Source organism: Shewanella sp. FeAMO, assembly GCF_053653955.1.
This window is the reverse complement of record NZ_CM132201.1, coordinates 2,943,337-2,962,411: the sequence shown is the minus strand read 5'-3', so window position 1 is coordinate 2,962,411 and position 19,075 is coordinate 2,943,337. Positions and strand designations below refer to the sequence as shown.

The following is a 19,075-nucleotide window of genomic DNA, read 5'->3' as shown; positions in this document are numbered from 1 at the left end:
TGAATTACTTGCCGAAAGGAACCGGCCTTGGGGTATCTTTATTGGATGGCGGCAGAATCGGCATTTCTACCTTGGGCTGTTCCCCGGTCAGCGACTTGAGGAAGGCTACCATCTCCTGAGTTTCTTTTTCGGTCAACTTCTGGCCCAGCTGGATATCCGACATGGTGTTGACCGCCTCTTCCAGGTTCCAGACGCTGCCGTCATGGAAGTAGGGGTAGGTGAGTTCAATGTTACGCAGAGTCGGCACCTTGAACACCATCTTGTCAGCTTCCTTGCCTGTGACTCCCTTGCGGCCTTCGGCAGGGTTATCCGTGTGGAAAGGTTTGATGAGTCCCATCTTCATATACATGGTGCCACCGACCGCCGGGCCATTGTGGCAAGCGACACAGCCTTTGTCCTTGAACAGCTGATAACCCGCTTTGGCTTCGGCGCTGATGGCCTTTTTGTCGCCTTCCAAATATTTGTCAAAGGCGCTGTTGGGGGTCACCAGCGTCTTTTCAAAGGCGGCAATTGCATCTGTGATCCTGTCGATATTGACCTCTTCAGAGCCGTAAACCTGCTTGAAGCGGGCACGGTAAGCCGGCATGGAGGCAACGGTTTCGGACGCCAGCTCATGAGTAAAGCCCATCTCTTTAGGGTTGGCTATAGGACCTGCGGCCTGTTCCTTGAGATCTTTGGCGCGGCCATCCCAGAACTGTGCCAACATATAATCGGCGTTCAATACGGTAGGCGAGTTGATAGGACCTTCTTGCCAGGCATGACCGATCGAGGTTGGCAGGGCGTCGACCCCTCCCATGGAAAGGTTGTGACATGAGTTACAGGAGATAAACCCGGATTTTGATAATCTGGGTTCGAAGTAAAGCATTTTCCCGAGTTCGACCTTTTCCGGCTCGGTGATTTTCACCGGCTTGATAATTTCGATAGGCTCAGCCGCCTGAGCCGCAGTCATCCCGAGGGCTGCCGTTACAGCCATGACCAGTGCTTGATATCTCATTGCTATCACCTCTAATAGGCTTACTTTGTGTGTGGTTTTTGTCTATCATAGTGATGGGATAGAGGCTTTGACAGCTGTTAATATCGATTGGCTCCATCGTTGATTTAGATGGATTTTTTGTGATGATTGCCGCGGTTTTTACCTCTTGCTTTAGCTATCTTGTCTGAATCGACTTTTCTCACATTTTCATCCTGCATCACGCTTTGGGTAAAAGTGTGCTGAGGGCGATACTTTTATCTTCCTGGCAGCGCTTATTAGAGCCTGTGGCTGACTGACATCGACAAGCTATACTCTGTTAACTTCCTGGATGCTTATGGGATTGGCCTTGGCAAACGGAGTGATACTATGGCAAGAACCTCAATCACCTTTTTCGGCCGGCCCGCGCTGTTCGTCCTCCTGTTGTTACTTTATAGTGGCAGCCCTGTGGCTCGCGCCGACACTCTGCAACTGAGCTCGCTTAATTGGCCACCCTACACTGGTCAGATGCTGGAACAACAGGGGGCTTGTGTTGCCGTGGTCAAGGCTGCTCTCGCCGCCATGGGCCATGACCTCAAAGTCAATTTCTACCCCTGGAGCAGGGCGGTTAAATTGGCAGACATGCCTGGTTCACCCTATCTTGGTTACTTTCCCGAGTATTATCACCAAAGCGATAAGTTTATTTTTTCAAAGCCCCTTGGCTTCAGTCAATTGGCACTGGTGGAACAATCCCAGCGGCCAGTGAGCTGGCAACAGTTGCAGGACTTGCAGCGTTACAAGCTCGGAGTGGTAAAGGGCTATGTTAATACCGAGAGCTTGGACCGGGCCATGGACTCAGGCCGGCAACCCTTTGAGCTGGCCAATTCCGATGAACAAAACCTTCGCAAATTAGCGGCCGCCAGAATTGATGCCGTGGTGATCGACGCCAATGTTTATCGTTACCTGCTGCGGCAAAAGGGGATGGAGGAGTTGGAAGGCAAGCTTAAACTGAATCGGCAATTGCTGGCCAGCAAGGGCTTGCTGGTGGCTTTTCGAAATTCCGAAGAGGGGCAACGTTGGCGGGATATTTTCGACCAGGGATTGGCCCGAATTGATGCCAAGAGCATATTGGAGCAACACTTAAAGTATCATTGAGTTGTCATCCAAAGCGGCTAAATTGAGCACTTTACCCCAGATGGACGGGTCTGTGACAGAAAGTGCCTATGAGCTTGAAGAGCTTGCCGAACTGGAGCATAAATACCAGCAACATTTGAACGCCAGGTCTTTGGCCCAAGTCGGCTTTGCCGGTAAGTCGCTCGATGTGCGGGCGCTGGAACTGGGGAACCCAAACGCCAGGGTGCCCACAGTGCTGTTCGTCGGCGGTGTTCACGGGGTTGAACGTATCGGCAGCCAGGTGATACTGGCGCTTCTTGGCAGCCTGTTGACCCGCTGCAGCTGGGATAAGCATCTGCAGTTGATGTTAACCCAGATACGGCTGGCGTTTGTACCTGTGTTGAATCCCATCGGCCTTATCAGGGGAACCCGCGCCAATGGCAACGGGGTCGATTTGATGCGCAATGCTCCCATAGATGCCCGCGGCTCAGTGACTTTTATGGTCGGCGGTCAACGGCTTTCCCGCCATCTTCCCTGGTATCGGGGCCGCAGCAGTCAGCTGGAAGTCGAGACCAAGGCGATTATTGACTACAGTAATGAACTTATGGCCCGCGGCAGCAGCTTGATTGTGCTCGATGCTCACTCAGGTTTTGGCCTGGTGGATCATATCTGGTTTCCCTTTGCCTGTAAGGACACGCCTTTTGCCCGCCTGGGGGAGGTGTATCATCTAAAGCAGTTGTTCGAAATGAGCTACCCCCATCATTGTCACTATCATATTGCGCCCCAAAGTCGCTTCTATCGCACCCACGGTGATATTTGGGATTATTTGGTCAGTTGTAACCCCCAAGTGCCTTTCCTGCCCTTAACGCTGGAAATGGGCTCCTGGGCCTGGGTCAAAAAGAACCCCAGGCAATTGCTGCGTTTCTCCGGTTATTTCAACCCTCAAAAGCAGCACAGGCTGCAGCGTATTTTACGGCGCCACTTTACCCTGATGCAGTTCTTGCTCGATGTGGGGTATGCTCAGGTACTGGAGCAACTGCCTGAACTTCATCGGCATCACCTGGATTATCAGGCACGAAACTTTTGGTATCCACAAGCGGCGGAGAAACCAAGTCATGACTGAGCAGCAAACCTGGGTGTTGATCCGCGGCTTGATGCGCGATAAACGTCATTGGCAGGCCTTTGCCGATAATCTGCTGGCGGCGGGGTTTAGGGTGGAGCTCATCGATCTGCCTGGAAATGGCGATAGGGTGGCGGATACCAGTCCCTGGGATATTCAGGATTATGCCGACTTTGTTGCAGATGAACTGCTGCGACGCAAGGTGGGTAAATGCCGAATATTGGCTATCTCCATGGGCGCCATGGTGGCCATGACACTTGCCGGGAAAAATGACACTGAAGCCGGCCGCCAAAAGGGATTTCAGCTTGAGGGGCTGTTATTGCTCAACAGCAGCGCCGCCGATCTTTCGCCTTGGTATCAGAGATTTCGGCTGCAAGCCCTGCTACGAGCCTTGTGCGCTAGAGTCAAAGGCGAGGGCATTCAATGGCGCGAGGCGACGATTCTTGCGCTTACCAGCCTTGCTCATGCCAAAGACAAGTCTCTGTGCCGTTTCTGGAGCCAACTGGCGCTTGAGGCCAAAACCACACTCGCCAATGGCTTGCGACAAATTGTTGCCTCGGCCCGCTTTCGCTCCCCGGCTAAGCTGTGGGTGCCGGCAACCATTGTTTATGGCTGTGATGATCGCCTGGTTTCGCCCAAGTGCAGCATTCGCCTGGCGGCCAAATATCGGCAAAAGCCGATTCCTTTTTGCCGCTGCGGGCATGATGTGGCGCTGGATAGGCCCGAGTTATTGCTGGAGTTGGTGCAGCGTTTGAGTCGACAAACGCCTTAGACTTGTTTGGGTAAAGCCTGAGCCCAGGTCGAAATCGAAGCAGATATCCGACCTGGGCTTTGTGATTAATGAGAGGCGACCACTGTCTTGCCTATGGGCGTTAAAGAGAGCAAGGCCAGTTTTAGGTGCTGAATGCCAAAAGGTATGCCTATGATGGTGACAAAGCAGGCCAGGGCGTGGGTCAGGTGGCCTATCGCCAGCCAAATCCCGAACAGCAGGAACCAGATAATGTTGCCGACCATACCCAGGGCGCCGGTGCCCAAGTCTTCGCGGCCAGAGAGCCTGTCGCGGCTGATATGTTCCTGACCGAAGGGCCAGAATGCCAGTTCACCTATGACAAAGCAGGCGCGGCCGAATGGGATACCTATGATACTGATAAAACAGAGTAAGCCGACAAACCACCAGGCCAGTCCCATGACAAAGCCGCCAAGAATAAACCAGGCAATATTAAAAATAAGACGCAAAATAGCCATTGAGTGCTCCTTTAAATGGCGGATCAGCCACACAGTTTTGCTGTAAAGCTTTGGATATTTCGATTATTAGCTAGAAGCATGCCATAATTATAACATGTTGAATAATATTGGATATTGCTATTTCTGAGCCTAGGCGAATCGCGGCGGTTGGTGATTTATACCAATAAGTAGCGATAATCATCACAGAGTGGAGCCGCAATGGATTAGCCTCCAAGCCATCACTTAGTCGGCATAAAGCCAACTGGTGCCTGTGAGGATTTGTGGCCTGAATCCTGTCCTCCTTGGCGGCAAACACATACAATAGCCATCCCTTGCACACCTTAGCCTTGAAATATATCGCCAGTGCCATGTCTTTAGCCGATTTCAAACTGGATAAAACCCCAGTTCAAGCCTTTGAGTTTCGAGGTCATCAGCTGTTTATCAAGCGCGATGATCTGCTTCATCCCAGTTTCAGTGGTAATAAGGCGCGCAAGTTCCGTTATTTCCTCGAACATGACTTTCCCGGTATCAAGCGCCTGATAGGTTATGGCTCGGCCCAGGCCAACTCACTCTACTCTATGGCGGCGCTGGCCGAACTCAAAGGTTGGCAGCTGGACTTTTATGTGGATCACCTGCCGGAATGGTTGCAGCAGCAACCCCTGGGTAACTATCGCGCCGCGTTGGAATTGGGCGCACGGGTGATTGCTGTAAAGAATACGCCCAAGGCCGAGTTGATGACCGGCATGACCCTGGAGGACTTTGTCAGGCAGCATATTGTGCCTGAGTGTGAGCACAGCCTGTTTGTTCCCGAAGGGGGGCGCTGTAGTTATGCCGAATACGGCGTGGCTCTGTTGGGCGCCGAGATTTTACAGTGGCAGCAGCAACAGGCTACCCATAACCTCAAGCTGTTTTTGCCATCGGGGACAGGTACAACAGCACTGTTTCTACAGAAGTATTTTTGTGAGCAACAGGCTGATATTGAAGTGCTGACTTGCGCCGTGGTCGGCGGAGACAGTTACCTCAAGACCCAGTTGCTTGAGTTATCGCCCGATGAGGCATTGCATCCAACTATTGTTACACCCGAACGCAAGTATCATTTTGGCAAGTGTTACCCCGAGTTTTACCAACTTTGGCAAGAGCTGGAGCAAAGCGGTATCCGCTTTGAGCTCTTGTATGATCCACTCGGCTGGCAAGTGTTGCTCGACTTCTTGCGACGTGAGGGCCACAGCCAGGTATTGTATCTGCATCAGGGGGGGCTCCTTGGCAATGAGTCCATGCTTCCCAGATACAGGCGTAAATACGGCTGATTCAGACCAGCTGGTTGCGCTTGAGGATCTTATGAGTGCGCTCAGCCAAGCGCTGCAAGGATTTGAGATCGGCAAGCCCAGGCACCTCGTCATCGAGATGGGACTCCCAAAAGCATACCTCAGTGTCCAACATCTCCAGCATTTTCTTGGAGCAACCCAGGCATTTCCCGCCGCATAGGCTGGCTTCCGGCAAGTCCAGTGGAATACAGCGCCGGATCTCGCTCAGCAATGAGCGCATCGCTTCCGTGGTATTCGGTTTAATGGAGCCGGGTTTAGTCGCTCTGCTTTTAGTGGCTGTGATGGATTGATTCAAGGCAACACCGACAGGTAAGTTTGTTAAACATCAGCTTAATTCAAGTGGAAGGGTTGGAGAATGATCTGGCGCTTGATTTACTGTTTATCGCCATTTGGTCAGGCTGCTTCCCGGGATCACGGGAAAAGGCCTTGACCAAATGTGATGTTCTACCCGATTGCTGCTGGATAACAGTCCAATCTGCCTGAGCATTCGATACAGTGAGAGGATAGGGGTATCGAGTGGGTATTTCGACAGTCTTACTTATTGGCGCTCAGCAACCACTTCATAAACTTGAGGGTTTCTGTACGCTTTGAGAAGGTTTGCTTCTTCTTGCCTTTGCTGTCGGTAAAGGCGATTGAGTTTTTGTTGATGGAAATTGAATCTACAGGGAAATTTACTGTGATTTCATGTCCGTTTACTTTGTATGACATAGGCCACACTCCTTATTTTCTGTTAGCGCCGATATTGGCGTATACAATCTTAACTATAGAAAATCCTTAGCATTTATTGCGAAAGATGCGTTGGTTGACTATTGAATGTACCCAGTTTGTCAGCCTTTATCAAGCCCCCGACAGACTGAAGTGCATACAGACACTCAGGGTGTCAGTAGAACATCAGACCATCGCCGCAGCACAGAGTTCACCACAGCTGTGTGACATTTCAATTAAACTCAGGAATTGTTAACTGAACGAATTTACTTAAGCGGCCTGGAGCGAGATGGGACGAGCTGAGGGTACCTTAATATCGTCGGCAATTATATCGACAGTTGGCTATAAGTCAAGCAGTATAAATACTGAGCCGATATATCCGGAACTACATGTTTCTGCTACTCTTTTTTGCTAAAGGTGCCAATAGCTCCCTGGTGCACTCTGGCTTGAACACAGCTTGAAGTGCTTACACCGGATGGATTGGTACCTTATCTTATAGTGGCAAGGAGCGCGTTAATGAATAGAGTGTTGATTGGCATAGGATTATTTATTCTGTTGCTCTGGCCTGGGTTGTGTCCGGCGGCCGAACCTGCACCGGAAACGCCAAGCGAGCAAAGTGCTGCAGCGGCTTATGAGTATCGCGACCCCTTGTTCAGGGATACCCCCAGAGGCGCCCTGCAGGGCTTTATGCAATACGCCAGAGAGGGGGATTACCAAACCGCGGCCGAGTATCTGGATCTGCGTTTTCTTCCCACCGGCATGACAGCGGAGCAGGGGCCGCTCTATGCCAGGCAGTTGCTGGCGATTATCGAGCGTAATCTCTGGCTCAACCCGCAAGAGCTGGATGATACCCCGGAGGGCAAAACCGACGACAAGCTGCCCGCCTATCGGGAGGGATTTGCCCGTTTGGAAGCCGAAAAAAAGGCCTATCAGCTCCTGTTGCAGCGGGTGCCTAGCTCTGAATACGGCAGTCTGTGGAAGGTTTCCAATGCCACGGTTGCCAAGCTCCCAAAACTTTACCAGGCCTTGGGCTATGGCCCTGTGGTGGAGTGGTTTATTGAGCACATTCCTGAAGGACGCCTGTTTACCCTGAATCTGTGGGAATGGGCCATGATGCTGGCCTATCTGGCGCTGGCGTTCTTATTCGTGGTACCTGTGACCTGGTTGCTGCAATGGCCGCTTTCACGTTCATCACACCCGCTCAAGGCTGAATTGGGCGCCTTTATTCGTGGCCCTCTGAGATTCTTTGCCGCTGTGGCACTCGATAGAGCCATGCTTGCCAACAGTACCTTGAGCGCTGCGATGCAGGAGATAGTCAACACAGGCTTTTTCTTTATTCTGGCCACAGTTTGGTTGATATGGGCGCTGGTGGGGCTGGCACAGAGCAGCCTTAGGGAGCGCTGGATAGCCAAGGGCAACAAACAGGCGGCCTCCTTGTTGCGACCTCTTGGAAATTTTCTGCGGGTGGCTCTGCTGAGCCTGGCGACCTTATTATGGCTTGAGCATCTGGGTTTTAATGCCGGCACTATACTGGCCGGGATGGGTATCGGGGGGCTGGCAATCGCTTTGGCCTCGAAACAGTCGATAGAAAACCTGATTGGCACCATCACCCTCTATTCGGCCGCGCCTATCAAGGTTGGCAATATTGGCAATTTCGGCGGCGTTCGCGGCACAGTGGAGGAGATAGGGCTACGCTGTACCCGCATCAGAACTCTGGATCGTTCTGTCATTCATATGCCCAACGCCAAGTTGGCCGAAATGGAGATAGAGAATATTTCAGAGCGGGAGAAAATCCGTTTCAAGACAGAGATACGTCTCGATTACAGCACAGATGCCAAACAGCTGCAGGCGATAATCAATGATATCAAAGCCTTGCTAAAGCAGCATGAGAAGGTGGACGAATCACCGATGCGGGTCACTTTCAAGGGTTTTGGCAACGCCGGGCTCGAGTTGAATGTACTGGCCTATGTCGGCACCACCAGTTTACCGGTTTATCAGGAAGTCGCCGAGGAGTTGCAGCTGGGGATAATGACGATTGTCGCCGAGCACGGCAGCAAGATGGTGCCCGTATGGCCGGTTTCGGCCTGATGCCCAAGATTGAAAACGGCAGAGGCTAAAGCCTATAGACAATGACAATAAAAAACGGTGCCCACGGCACCGTTTTTTTAAACAGATCATTCGGCTCAGACTTTATCTCAGGCCTTATCGCGATGGCAGAAATAGTCTACTGCGCGTTTTACCAGCTCAATACCTGTCTGCTCACATGGCGGCAGGCTGGCATCGCTCTGCTTCAGCGGCGTGACTCTATCACCCCATTTCAGCAGCAAGGCGGCGCTGGTGAGGCCGGCCCCAAAGGCACAGGAAAGAATATGTTGTCCTGGCTTGATCATGCCTTTTTCCAACGCATCACAGATGGCAATAGGAATGGTGGCTGCCGAAGTGTTGCCATAGTTGGCTATGTTGACGAAGGCCTTCTCTTTGGGGATCTTCATTCTGTGTACCAGAGTGTCGATGATCCTCTCGTTGGCCTGATGGGGGATAACCCAATCGACTTCCTCTTTGTCCAGACCACACTTCTCCAACACCTGGGCGCTGAGTTTGCCCATGCCGTTGATGGCGCGTTTGAAGATCTCCTGGCCATCGAATTGGATGTAGAAGTCCAGTGACTCGGCAACAAATCTGTCCATGCCTGTACCAAAGCTGGCTTTGAGAATGTCGCGGCCACCTGGATCATTGTTAAGTTCATAGCCCAGTACGCCACATGGGCTGTCTGTCGCTTCCAGTACCACGGCACCTGCACCGTCACCGAACAGTACCGCGGTTTCTCTTCTTGACCAGTCGAGGTAGAAACTCAGACGTTCGGCGCCGACCACCAGGACTTTCTTGCATTGACCACTCTTGATTTGAGCGGTTGCCAAGCCAACCCCGTAGAGAAAGCCACTGCAGGCGGCGTTGATGTCAAAGGCGGCGCAGTTGGCGCCAACATTGGCCTGTACTGTTGAGGCTATGTTGGGGATCAGTGTGTCCGGGCTGGCGGTCGCCAGGATAATCATGTCCAGTTCGCTGCCTTCGATGCCGGCGGCGGCCAGCGCATGCTGAGCGGCTACAGTGGCCAATTCCGAGGTGTTGACGTGGCTGATATGGCGCTGGCTGATCCCTGTTCTGGGTTTAATCCATTCATCGGAAGTGTCGATAAAGGTGGCCAGATCATGGTTGGTCAGTACGGCGGGGGGAACGCACTTTCCCCAGCCGGTAATAGTGGCGTACTGCATTGAATTTACTCTCAAAATAAAAAGACAGAAGCCAGATCTGTCTTTTGGACAACTAAAGCGCTATTGCTTGGAAAGGGTCGTGATTTTTCAGCTCACCTGTTGGGCTACCAATTCACGAATGGCGTTGGCAGCGTGCAGTATGTGGGCCCTCAGCAGGACCACGGCCTCATCTATTTTCTTTTGCCGACATAATTGCAGCAGATCCCTGTGATCCTGCTCGGCTCTGGGGATCCCACCTGTCAGCAACAACTGTAAGCGAATATAGCGATCACAGTTGGTGTTCAGACCATGTACGACTTCCATGGTGTGGGGACGGTTGGCGGCGCGGTACAAACTTGTGTGGAACTCTGTGTTGAGTTCGCTCCAGCTGCCCACGGCATTATCCTGTTTAAAGGCGGATTCCAGTTTGTCCAGTACGGCTTCGGCCTGACGCAGATCTTCATCCTGCAGGTTTGGAATGGCTTTGGCAAGGAGATCAGTTTCAATCAGTGCTCTGAGTTCAAATAACTCGCTGACTTGCTCCACCGACAATTCGGTAGCCGTGGCGCCTTTATGGGCTTCAAACTTGACCAAGCCTTCGGCTTCCAGTTGCAAAAGGGCTTCCCTGACCGGAATCCGGCTGACATTCATCTCTTCTGCCAGAGCGCTCTGACGCAGCGGTTCGCCGGCTGCGATTTCACCTGAAAGAATTTTCTCCCGCAGCACTTCGACCACAACCTGGGTGCGCGTTTTATGAACGATGGGCGTAGTTCGGCTCATAGATCCCGTCTTTGTATACGTTATTCGGTTTTGATCCGAATAAGACTACAGCGAATGCTCAGATAAATAAAGGGAAACCACTTGGGTTTCCCTCTGCAATGCCGCGCAAGATGTGCTTTAGAAGTAGCGTGCGCCTGGGTGTTTATCCGAAACTTGCCCCTGGTTGAAGCTGTTTGTCAGCTCAGAAGGCAGGTTTTGCAGACTCAAAGGCCTGAGAAAACGCGCCATTGCCTGAGTGCCCACCGAAGTACTGCGCAGATCTGTGCTGGCAGGGAAGGGGCCACCATGGTTCATGGCATGGCAAACCTCGACGCCCGTTGGCATCTGATTAAAAATCAGTCTGCCCACCTTGTATTGCAGTGCCTCCAAAACGTCCGGATAACCTTGTAAGTCGCTGCTGGTGGCATGGACACTGGCGGTTAACTGGCCATCGAGCGCCTGGATCACAGCGTGCAGTTCGGCTTCACTTTTGGCCGTCACCAACAGGGCGAAGGGGCCGAACACTTCTTCCATTAGATCGGGGCTGGCAAGCAAGCTCTCGGCACCGGTTTCCAACAATAGTGGCCGGGTATGATGCAGCGCCGCGGCGGCTTTACCCTGAGCCAGCAATTCAAGGGCCGGATTGGCGAGCAGCTGCTTGCTCCGGGTTTGAAATGACTCGGCAATTCCCGGGGTTAACATGGGAGCTGCCTCGGTTTCAGTGATAGCCTGACTCAGGACGCTACGGTAACGTGCAAGGGCTTTTTGGCTGGATTCGCTGTCGGCCAATGCCAGAATAAGCCCTGGGCTGGTACAGAATTGCCCCTGAGCCATCAACATCGACTGATGTTGATGGCCGGCGAGGGTTTCTGCCTCGGCTTGCAATTTACCCGGCAGCAGCAGCTGCGGGTTGATTGAGCCCAGTTCGCCATAGAAGGGAATGGGTTTGGCTCTGGCGGCGCAGCAATCGGCCAGGAACCTCCCTACCTTGAATGAGCCGGTAAAGCCTACTGCCTGAATACCGCTGTGAGATACCAGACCTATCGATAGCTCTGGCCTGCGTCCCTGCAATAGGGAAAATACGGCGCTTGGCATATCGCAGCGAGAGATAGCGCGGGCAATGGCGCGGGCCACCAGTTCACTGGTGGCCGGGTGTGCAGGATGGCCCTTGACAATCACGGGGCAACCGGCTGCCAGTGCCGAGGCACTGTCACCGCCGGCGGTGGAAAATGCCAGCGGGAAGTTGGAGGCACCGAATACGGCAACCGGCCCGAGAGGCAGCTGGGTCAATCTGAGTTCGGGTTTGGGCAGCGGCGTGCGATCGGGGTTGGCTTTGTCTATCAACAGAGGACTTGGCGTCTCTCTGAGCTCTGATGCGAACAACCTGAGCTGATTGGCGGTGCGGCCAAGTTCGCCGTTTATCCGCGCTTGTGGCAGGCCGGATTCCAGCATGGCTGCCGCCGTGATAAGCACGCTGTCGTTTTCAAGCTCGGTGGCGATGGCCTCCAGGAAGGCGGCCCTGGTTTGCGGCCGTGTTTGCCGGTACTGAACAAAGGCGGCACCGGCCGCTGTGACTGCCGCATCTATCTGGCGCTCGCCGGCTTCAGCGAAACTGAGCGCCAGCGTTTGATTGGCGACCGGGTCCAGGCTTTGAAACCGTTCGACATCTGTCTCACTCTGCCATTGCCCGGCGATTAGATGTTGGCCGGTCAGTTGTGACGCTAACTCCTTGACGAGCGCCTCACGGCGGTTGGGGATTTCTGTTGTCATGGGGTCTCCTTTAATGTGTGGGCACTTGAGTCTGGGCTATCCAGTGTTGACTGTGATGACAGCTCACAGCACCTGGAATCCATAGGCGTAAGGATCCTTATCATCCACCAGGATACTGTTGTGCCCGGTGACTCTGGCCCAACCTTGAATACTGGGCAAAATAGCCTCGAACTGGCCGACGCGGGTGGTGCCTTCGATACGGCCGATAAACTGGCTGCCAATGATGGATTCATGGGTGTAACTGTCTCCCGCGTTGAGCATGCCTTTGGCGTGCAGCTGCGCCATTCTGGCGCTGGTACCTGTGCCGCAGGGCGATCTGTCTATCGCCTTGTCACCGTAAAACACCGCATTGGCGCCATTGGATTCCGGGCTCAGACAATCGCCTGTCCACAGTACATGACTGATGCCCTGAACTGTGGCGTCATCCGGGTGAACACATTCAAGCTGCGCCCTGGCCGCTTCCCGTACCAGTGGGCTCCAGCGCAGAATATCGGCGGCGCTCCATTGCCTGAGTCCGGGAAAGTTTTCTTGCGGATCCACTATTACGTAAAAGTTGCCGCCGTAGGCCACATCGACCTTGAGGCAGCCAAGGCCGGGTACGTCGATGACTTTATCCGCATGGGCGAGATAAGCGGCAACGTTGTAGAGCTTTACCCAGTCGACTTTGGCGCCACTGCGTTGATACTCGATGCGTATTTGGCCTGCGGGCACATCGAGCAGCAGTTCACCTTCCCGGCGCGGTGTCAACAAGCCGGCTTCCAGTGCGGCGGTGACTGTGCCTATGGTGCCATGGCCGCACATGGGCAGGCAGCCACTGGTTTCGATAAACAGAATAGAGCCGTCGGCATCGGCCGAGCAGGGCGGGTAAAGAAAAGCACCGGACATCATGTCATGGCCTCTGGGTTCGAACATCAACGCCTGACGGATCCAGTCAAACTGCGAGAGAAAATGCTGGCGTTTTTCGCTCATGGTCTGGCCCTTAAGTTCAGGATGGCCACTGGTTACCAGGCGTACCGGGTTGCCACAGGTGTGGGCATCGATACAGAAAAAAGTCCCTTTGAGCATAAGTTCTCCTTGGTGCCGCTCTTGGCTCAGTCCAGATTGTACTTGTCGAGGTCTATGCGCGTTGTCAGTGCCTGCTCAAGCAGTTGCTGTACATAGGCGCGATCTTCGCCTTCCAGAGGCAATCTTGGCATGCGTACATGTTCACTGCCGCGTCCCACCAGTTCTTCGGCCAGCTTGATGCACTGTACCAGAGTCGGGATGGTGTCCAGTCTCAGCAGCGGCATAAACCAGCGATACAGCTCTCTGGCTTCCTGCAGTCGGCCGGCGCGGGCCAGGCGGTATAAGGTAACAGACTCTCTCGGGAAGACATTTGTCAGGCCGGATATCCAGCCATCGGCTCCCAGAAGCAGTGACTCGAGGGCAATATCATCGACACCGCAAAAGACGATGAAACGGTCGCCGAAGCGGCTCTGCAGTTCGGTCAGACGGCGGGTGTCTGTAGTCGATTCCTTAATGGCGACTATGTTGGGCTCTTTGGCGAGTTCGGCGGTCATTTCCAAATTGATGTCCACTCCATAGCTCACCGGGTTGTTGTAGATCATGATGGGCAGGGGGGTTGCGCGGGCGACGTGGCGGTAATGCGCCAGCACTTCTCTGTCTGTGCCGCGATAAACCACGGCGGGCAATAACATCAGGCCATCGACACCAAGAGCGGCCACATCTTTGGCGTATTCGGCAGCTTGCTCGGCACTGTGCTCGGTGCAGCCGGAGATCACTGGAATTCGCCCGGCGACGGTTTCGACTGTATGTTTGATAAAGGCGCGCTTCTCGGCCGCGCTCAAAGAGGCGTTCTCGCCCACAGTGCCCAGCGCTATGATGCCGTCAATACCGTCGTGGATCAGGGCTTCCAGCATACGGCGATTGGAGTCAAAGTTGATTGAGCCATCGGCATTGAATTGGGTTGAAATTGCAGGATACACCCCTTGCCAGTTTGGTTTCATGGTACAGACCTCTTGTTGATTTAGTTGTCGTTCTTTATCCCTTGCGGGCTAACAGCTGTGGATATTGTCAGAGATAAAGTATATTGTATACAAAAATATTTAACTAAACACAATCAGTGATCGTGGTGCTTGGGAAAAGCGTTTCGTTATTTAAGGCTTTTGGCTGCCCGGCGCAGGGAGAAAACAGATGAACAGCAAACAAGATGGCACAGTGTCCTCAAAGGGAGAACTGACGGTTTTAGGGGGCGGCATAGTCGGGCTTTGCTGCGCCATAGCCGCGCAAAAGCAGGGATTCAAGGTGAGCCTGTTGGATAAAGATGAGCCGGGGCGAGGGGCCTCTTTCGGTAATGCCGGACATTTTGCCACCGAGCAGATGTTTCCGCTGGCGTCTTTCTCTCTTGTGCCTCGGCTCCCTGGAATGTTGCTGGACCCGCAAGGCCCGTTTCGGATCCGTCCCGGGTATTTTTTCAAAGCTTTGCCTTGGTTTTGCCGCTTTATGGCCAATATGTTGCCCGCCAAGCGACGTAAAAATGGTGCGGCGATCGCGGCTTTGAACCGTGAAGCCATAGGCGCCATGCGTCGGTTGCTGGCACAAGCCGAGGCCAGCGAGTTGATGTGTGAAAACGGCAGCCTGCTGTTGTTCGAGCGGGATGGAAAAGCTGCCCGGCAGGAGTATGAGGCCTATACCAAGGCCGGTGTGGCGGTGAAGCTATTGAGTGGTGATGAAGTCAGGCGGCTTGAGCCTTCGCTGTCCGGCAATATCAAGGCTGCACTGTTTTTCACTGAGGTGGCGCATACGCCATCGCCTTTTGAACTCTGCAAGCGTTTGGAGTTGCACTTCAAGGCACTCGGTGGGCAGGTACTGCGCGCCGAGATCGATAAATTGCAGCCGGACAAGCAAGGTGTCCGCCTCGGTGACAGTCAGGGGCAATCCTGGCACTGCGACAGACTGTTACTCTGCTGCGGCGCCTGGTCCAAACCCCTGGTGCAGCAATTGGGCCATGAGGTGCCGCTGGATACCGAACGCGGTTATCACCTGATGATGCCGCAAGTCAGCGGTTTGTCTCGCCCTGTGGCGTCGTTCGAGCGTAAGTTTATCATTACCCCAATGCGCGGCGGTACCCGTTTGGCCGGCACTGTGGAGTTCGGCGGGCTCAAGGCGCCCATGGATCCCTCCAGGGCCGATTGTTTGCTGCCCCATGCCCAGGCGCTGCTGCCAAAGGTATTTTCCTCTGCCAGTGCCGAACAAGGTGAGCGCTGGATGGGGTTCAGACCCTCTTTGCCGGATAGTTTGCCGATACTGGGAGCGAGCTTGAAGCAGAAGGGCGTTTGGTTTGCCTTTGGTCATCAACATCTTGGGCTGACCTGGGCGGCGATAACGGCAGAGTTGCTGGCCAGCGAGTTTGATGGTGACGAGCCGGCGTTATCACTGCATCCTTACCGGATTGACAGGTTTTGAGCCCGGGAGCCTGTTCACATTCAAATGCAAAATAGAAAAACGGCGCCGAGGCGCCGTTTTTGCCGATGGGAGCGAGTGGGTCAGTCTTTGAGGCCGTGCATCATGTCGACGCCGGTATTACGTCCCTCGGCGTGACAAACGGCGCAGCTCTCGCTGCCACTCTGATAGACAGGGCCGCCGCTGGCATCTTTGCGGAAAACACCGCCGAAGGCTTCGGCATGGCTGGCCCATTTTTCCACTTGGATATGACAGCCACCACAGGCTGCAACCGTGGGAGAATACTCGGCGATTTGGCCTTTCTCGGTTGCGCCGGGAGTGGCAACCAACACGGAGGCGCTCTGACTCAGGCCATCCAGCGTAAGCTGGCCCTTGATATGACAGGCGCGGCAATCACTGGCCGGTTTCGGATAGGTGGCCGCCTCTCTGTCGGCGCCCATTCCGGCCACAGTGCGGGTACCACTGTGCAGCGAATGCACCATTTCCCTGTAGTTCAGACTGTTGTTCAGGGTACGGATCGCTTTTATTTGATCCATGCCAGGAGTGTGTTTCAGTCCGGCATTCAGGTACATGTTAGTGCCATTGTTGTGGCAGTCGTTGCAGCTCTTGTCGGTCAGGGCCGTAGCTCCTTGAGGCGCATGACAACTGCCGCAGCTGTCATTGCCCGGCTGGAAGCGGCTCGCCAGAGTATGAGCGCTGACAACCCGCTGCTGCATGTCGCTGTCATGACAGCGCCGACAGGCAGCCTCATCGGCAAGGGCTTTATTACTCGCCGCAGAGCCTGTGAGTGACAAGGGGTTATCGGCAATCACCTCGATGCGGGTAGCGCTTGTATCACAAGCCACAGCAAAGCCTGTCGCGGGATCGGCGCAGACAAGCAGTTTGGCTTGCACCCGAGTCTTGTCCGGCTCACCAAAGTCCGCTGCCTGAAGCGGGCCTATGGCAGCGCTGAGGCTGTGTCCCTGCATGGCCAGGCTGACATCGGCCCCAGGGTTGGCCAAATTCCAAATTTTGCGCTGACCGTTGTTGAGCGGGCGATTGGCAGGTTCGGGATCGCCACTGACCGTTAACCACAATGACTCTATGGCCGGATCGCCTGCAGGCAGACGGCCTTGGCTGCGAAAATCCAGGCTGATACTCAGCTTGTCGCCATCAATAGCGGCGGAGGAAAGCGCAAAGGCATACTCCTGTTTGATGAGTTTGCTTGTCCTGCCAAGGCTCAGGTGGATTTTACCCGCGCCCTCTGGGTTGCTGGCATCCGGATGGCAGCCTGAGCAGCTTTGTTGCCAGCCTCTGGGGAAGAGTTCTCTATCGTGGAATAAAGCACTGGCGCTACCATTCCAGCCCTCGGGGGCATCCTTACTGTGGCAGCTCAGGCAGCTGTTATTGCCGGGAATAAAGTAGTGGTTGGCCTGCGGCGCCGCATCGGGAATATGACAGCTGTTACAATCCTTGATATCACCGGGATAGTGCAATTGGCTGTAGTCATATTCATGGCCCTGATAGCCAACGACCTTGTACTCGCCATGGTGAATTTTGTGAGTCAGGGTCGCCATATCAAGCGCCGAGCCGGTTTCTGGGTCGCCCGAGTAACTGGTGTGACACATGACGCAGCCTTCAAAGGCAAAACGCTTGCTGCCGTGCATCAACAAACGCGCCTCACTGTTATCCCTGTCACTGCCGTGGCAGCGATAGCAGGCCTGCTGCTGATCTATCAATATCCGGCTGTCTTCGGCAGCGGCGGCTTGGCCGGTTGCCGGAATAAAGTCATAGACACTGTTGATCAGCATGCTGCTCAGAGAGCTGTCTGCAGCGGGCTTGAGTTCCAGATAGACCCTGTGAGTCTTGTCACTCTCGTAATGGGTATCGAGCCCTTCAAAGCTTGGGTATTGATTGAGCGTCTTGCTGAATTGATAGCGGTAACGCCCCTGGCCCAGGCTCTGTAGGCAGTCGAGTTTGCAGTCACTCTCAATCCCGGCTTGCCACTGCGCTGCGGCCTGGGCTGTGGCACCTGTACCCGGCTCAACCAGTTTATTGATATAGCTTATCCATTGGGGAGCGCGGCTTATCTCATAGCGTCCCTCTGCTGGCCTTGTATCGCCGTACATGGGTTGAGCACTGCCCAGCTTGGCTATGCCCATGGCCAAGGCTGATACCTGCTCCAGTTGTTCCAGTCCGGTCACGGCAACGCCGTTGGCGTCGCTTAAGAAAAAGTCGACCGAAACCCGGGTTTGCTCATCTATGGTTACGGCTTCGATATTGGCCTGCAGTGATTTGGCTTTGGCAATATTGATCCCCACTTCTCCCGGAGGACCCACCTGGCCGTCATCGCCATCGGAACATGCAGCCAATAAGCAAACCACCAGTGGGGATAGTTTCCACCAGGCGTTTTTAGGCTTGAATTTCATCATTTCCCATTCCTTTATGTTTTAGATTCTGTCGGGATGTCTAATTAGGAATGTATGCAGGCCTTAATCTATTTAATTTGAATAATTTATCTGTGACCATCGTCAATTTGTTCCAGCTATAACTGATAAGCGTAGGTTTGGTCTAAGTTGTTTTTTCTGATTTTTTAAAGAGTGAAAAATTAATATTTGATTTGAGTTTTAGTTAATGAGTTTGGTCGGTTAGCCTGTGAGTAAATGTGACTCAGATTGGGAAAAAATGTCTGGATTTAATTAGCATGAATTGTCGGGTATTTGGTGTATGCATATTTAAATAATATTTCTTAAACTAATTAAGGAACGCAATATGATTACCAGACGAGGAATGCTGAAAGGGAGTATGGGAGCAGCCGTAGGCACTGTCTATGGTGGAACGCTCATCAGCTTTCTTACCGGTTGCGGCAGTGACAATGACAGCGATGAAAAGGTTGAGGTGTTACCCGGTGGCTTGATGGTGGTTAATCCGGTTATCTGCGTCAGTTGCCGTCGCTGTGAAATCGCCTGTGGCTGGAACCATGAAGGCGATTGCAGCCCAACCCTGGCAAGGGTCAAAGTCGAACACAACATGAACTATGGGCCTCATGGTGTGCAGTTTAATTACACAGAGCAGCGAGGGGAATGCGGCGATCGCACTGTGGTTCCTGCCACCTGTCGTCATTGTGAAGTTTGTACACAGGTATGTCCGCAGCAGGCCATTTCAACTCATCCGGAAACCGGCGCTAAAGTGATAGATGAAAAGCGCTGCGTTGGCTGTGGTTATTGCGCCGATAAATGTCCACAACAAGTGATTAAAGTCGTACGCAGCAAAATGAAAGCCGTGAAATGCGACCTGTGTCAGGGCGAGCCGGCCTGTGCCCAGGTTTGTCCTACAGGTGCGATTAAATTTTATACCTGGGAACAGGCGGAAGTCGCGCTCGAACAATATGAAAAATATACTGGCCTGATCGGTTAAT

17 protein-coding genes are annotated in these 19,075 nt (G+C 53.5%); 7 read left to right on the top strand and 10 right to left on the bottom strand.

The features are described from left to right. Positions 1-4: 4 nt before the first annotated feature. Positions 5-994: a cytochrome-c peroxidase gene (locus tag ACWAU4_RS13355; protein ID WP_208124849.1), complete on the bottom strand. Its 990-nt coding sequence runs from the start codon at positions 992-994 to the stop codon at positions 5-7. A 345-nt stretch (positions 995-1,339) separates the two neighbouring features. On the opposite strand from ACWAU4_RS13355, the gene ACWAU4_RS13350 reads away from it, so the two are divergent. The 3 genes from ACWAU4_RS13350 to ACWAU4_RS13340 are packed head-to-tail and all read left to right on the top strand — an operon-like array spanning position 1,340 to position 3,954. After that, a complete protein-coding gene (locus tag ACWAU4_RS13350) occupies positions 1,340-2,104 on the top strand; it encodes a substrate-binding periplasmic protein (protein WP_190532414.1) in 765 nt (254 codons plus the stop codon). 52 nt (positions 2,105-2,156) lie between these two features. Continuing rightward, positions 2,157-3,185: a DUF2817 domain-containing protein gene (locus ACWAU4_RS13345; protein WP_454290296.1), complete on the top strand. Its 1,029-nt coding sequence runs from the start codon at positions 2,157-2,159 to the stop codon at positions 3,183-3,185. After that, positions 3,178-3,954 carry an alpha/beta fold hydrolase gene (locus ACWAU4_RS13340; RefSeq protein ID WP_028780809.1) on the top strand — a complete coding sequence of 259 codons (777 nt, stop codon included), beginning with the start codon at positions 3,178-3,180 and terminating at the stop codon, positions 3,952-3,954. The genes ACWAU4_RS13345 and ACWAU4_RS13340 overlap by 8 nt, the downstream gene beginning before the upstream one ends. Positions 3,955-4,019: 65 nt before the next feature. Here ACWAU4_RS13340 and ACWAU4_RS13335 read toward each other — a convergent pair whose 3' ends face one another. Continuing rightward, positions 4,020-4,427 carry a YccF domain-containing protein gene (locus tag ACWAU4_RS13335; RefSeq protein WP_025011114.1) on the bottom strand — a complete coding sequence of 136 codons (408 nt, stop codon included), beginning with the start codon at positions 4,425-4,427 and terminating at the stop codon, positions 4,020-4,022. 311 nt (positions 4,428-4,738) lie between these two features. Here ACWAU4_RS13335 and ACWAU4_RS13330 point away from each other — a divergent pair, with 311 nt between their 5' ends. After that, positions 4,739-5,713 (top strand): 1-aminocyclopropane-1-carboxylate deaminase/D-cysteine desulfhydrase, encoded by a 975-nt coding sequence (locus ACWAU4_RS13330; RefSeq protein ID WP_243892192.1) that lies wholly within the window; start codon positions 4,739-4,741, stop codon positions 5,711-5,713. A 1-nt stretch (position 5,714) separates the two neighbouring features. Here the strand turns inward: ACWAU4_RS13330 and ACWAU4_RS13325 are convergent, their stop codons facing one another. Both ACWAU4_RS13325 and ACWAU4_RS13320 read right to left on the bottom strand, forming a co-directional pair. Next, on the bottom strand, positions 5,715-5,951 hold the full coding sequence (locus tag ACWAU4_RS13325; RefSeq protein ID WP_208124847.1) for a hypothetical protein: 237 nt from the start codon (positions 5,949-5,951) through the stop codon (positions 5,715-5,717). 314 nt (positions 5,952-6,265) lie between these two features. After that, entirely contained in the window at positions 6,266-6,439 is a 174-nt protein-coding gene (locus ACWAU4_RS13320; RefSeq protein ID WP_093983382.1) for a hypothetical protein, read from the bottom strand. A 513-nt stretch (positions 6,440-6,952) separates the two neighbouring features. On the opposite strand from ACWAU4_RS13320, the gene ACWAU4_RS13315 reads away from it, so the two are divergent. Beyond that, complete coding sequence (locus tag ACWAU4_RS13315) at positions 6,953-8,524, top strand: mechanosensitive ion channel family protein (RefSeq protein ID WP_208193272.1); 1,572 nt, start codon at positions 6,953-6,955, stop codon at positions 8,522-8,524. A 107-nt stretch (positions 8,525-8,631) separates the two neighbouring features. On the opposite strand, the gene ACWAU4_RS13310 is transcribed toward ACWAU4_RS13315, so the two are convergent. The 5 genes from ACWAU4_RS13310 to ACWAU4_RS13290 form a co-directional block, all read right to left on the bottom strand. Further along, positions 8,632-9,708, bottom strand: coding sequence for a ketoacyl-ACP synthase III (locus ACWAU4_RS13310; RefSeq protein WP_028780812.1), 1,077 nt, complete (start codon positions 9,706-9,708; stop codon positions 8,632-8,634). Between the two features lie 87 nt (positions 9,709-9,795). Next, positions 9,796-10,467 carry a GntR family transcriptional regulator gene (locus ACWAU4_RS13305; protein ID WP_025011106.1) on the bottom strand — a complete coding sequence of 224 codons (672 nt, stop codon included), beginning with the start codon at positions 10,465-10,467 and terminating at the stop codon, positions 9,796-9,798. Positions 10,468-10,584: 117 nt separating this feature from the next. Next, positions 10,585-12,216, bottom strand: a complete 1,632-nt coding sequence (locus tag ACWAU4_RS13300) for an aldehyde dehydrogenase (NADP(+)) (RefSeq protein WP_454290295.1) — start codon at positions 12,214-12,216, stop codon at positions 10,585-10,587. 63 nt (positions 12,217-12,279) lie between these two features. Beyond that, on the bottom strand, positions 12,280-13,281 hold the full coding sequence (locus ACWAU4_RS13295; protein ID WP_304716445.1) for a 4-hydroxyproline epimerase: 1,002 nt from the start codon (positions 13,279-13,281) through the stop codon (positions 12,280-12,282). A gap of 26 nt (positions 13,282-13,307) precedes the next feature. Next, complete coding sequence (locus ACWAU4_RS13290; RefSeq protein ID WP_028780815.1) at positions 13,308-14,222, bottom strand: dihydrodipicolinate synthase family protein; 915 nt, start codon at positions 14,220-14,222, stop codon at positions 13,308-13,310. Between the two features lie 187 nt (positions 14,223-14,409). Between ACWAU4_RS13290 and ACWAU4_RS13285 the strand changes: the two genes are divergently transcribed. Then, the gene (locus ACWAU4_RS13285; RefSeq protein WP_208124843.1) at positions 14,410-15,681 is read left to right on the top strand and encodes an NAD(P)/FAD-dependent oxidoreductase; all 1,272 of its coding nucleotides are present in this window, start codon (positions 14,410-14,412) and stop codon (positions 15,679-15,681) included. Positions 15,682-15,761: 80 nt separating this feature from the next. Here ACWAU4_RS13285 and ACWAU4_RS13280 read toward each other — a convergent pair whose 3' ends face one another. Further along, positions 15,762-18,089, bottom strand: a complete 2,328-nt coding sequence (locus tag ACWAU4_RS13280) for a multiheme c-type cytochrome (protein ID WP_208124842.1) — start codon at positions 18,087-18,089, stop codon at positions 15,762-15,764. Positions 18,090-18,429: 340 nt separating this feature from the next. On the opposite strand from ACWAU4_RS13280, the gene ACWAU4_RS13275 reads away from it, so the two are divergent. Further along, the gene (locus ACWAU4_RS13275) at positions 18,430-19,074 is read left to right on the top strand and encodes a 4Fe-4S dicluster domain-containing protein (RefSeq protein ID WP_096142692.1); all 645 of its coding nucleotides are present in this window, start codon (positions 18,430-18,432) and stop codon (positions 19,072-19,074) included. Position 19,075 lies beyond the last annotated feature (1 nt).

Coding starts and splice junctions, on each gene's coding strand:
- ACWAU4_RS13290 (WP_028780815.1), bottom strand. CDS start 14,222: ATGAAACCAAACTGGCAAGGGGTGTATCCTGCAATTTCAACCCAATTC.
- ACWAU4_RS13325 (WP_208124847.1), bottom strand. CDS start 5,951: ATGCGCTCATTGCTGAGCGAGATCCGGCGCTGTATTCCACTGGACTTG.
- ACWAU4_RS13275 (WP_096142692.1), top strand. CDS start 18,430: ATGATTACCAGACGAGGAATGCTGAAAGGGAGTATGGGAGCAGCCGTA.
- ACWAU4_RS13305 (WP_025011106.1), bottom strand. CDS start 10,467: ATGAGCCGAACTACGCCCATCGTTCATAAAACGCGCACCCAGGTTGTG.
- ACWAU4_RS13295 (WP_304716445.1), bottom strand. CDS start 13,281: ATGCTCAAAGGGACTTTTTTCTGTATCGATGCCCACACCTGTGGCAAC.
- ACWAU4_RS13350 (WP_190532414.1), top strand. CDS start 1,340: ATGGCAAGAACCTCAATCACCTTTTTCGGCCGGCCCGCGCTGTTCGTC.
- ACWAU4_RS13285 (WP_208124843.1), top strand. CDS start 14,410: ATGAACAGCAAACAAGATGGCACAGTGTCCTCAAAGGGAGAACTGACG.
- ACWAU4_RS13315 (WP_208193272.1), top strand. CDS start 6,953: ATGAATAGAGTGTTGATTGGCATAGGATTATTTATTCTGTTGCTCTGG.
- ACWAU4_RS13280 (WP_208124842.1), bottom strand. CDS start 18,089: ATGATGAAATTCAAGCCTAAAAACGCCTGGTGGAAACTATCCCCACTG.
- ACWAU4_RS13310 (WP_028780812.1), bottom strand. CDS start 9,708: ATGCAGTACGCCACTATTACCGGCTGGGGAAAGTGCGTTCCCCCCGCC.
- ACWAU4_RS13320 (WP_093983382.1), bottom strand. CDS start 6,439: ATGTCATACAAAGTAAACGGACATGAAATCACAGTAAATTTCCCTGTA.
- ACWAU4_RS13355 (WP_208124849.1), bottom strand. CDS start 994: ATGAGATATCAAGCACTGGTCATGGCTGTAACGGCAGCCCTCGGGATG.
- ACWAU4_RS13340 (WP_028780809.1), top strand. CDS start 3,178: ATGACTGAGCAGCAAACCTGGGTGTTGATCCGCGGCTTGATGCGCGAT.
- ACWAU4_RS13335 (WP_025011114.1), bottom strand. CDS start 4,427: ATGGCTATTTTGCGTCTTATTTTTAATATTGCCTGGTTTATTCTTGGC.
- ACWAU4_RS13300 (WP_454290295.1), bottom strand. CDS start 12,216: ATGACAACAGAAATCCCCAACCGCCGTGAGGCGCTCGTCAAGGAGTTA.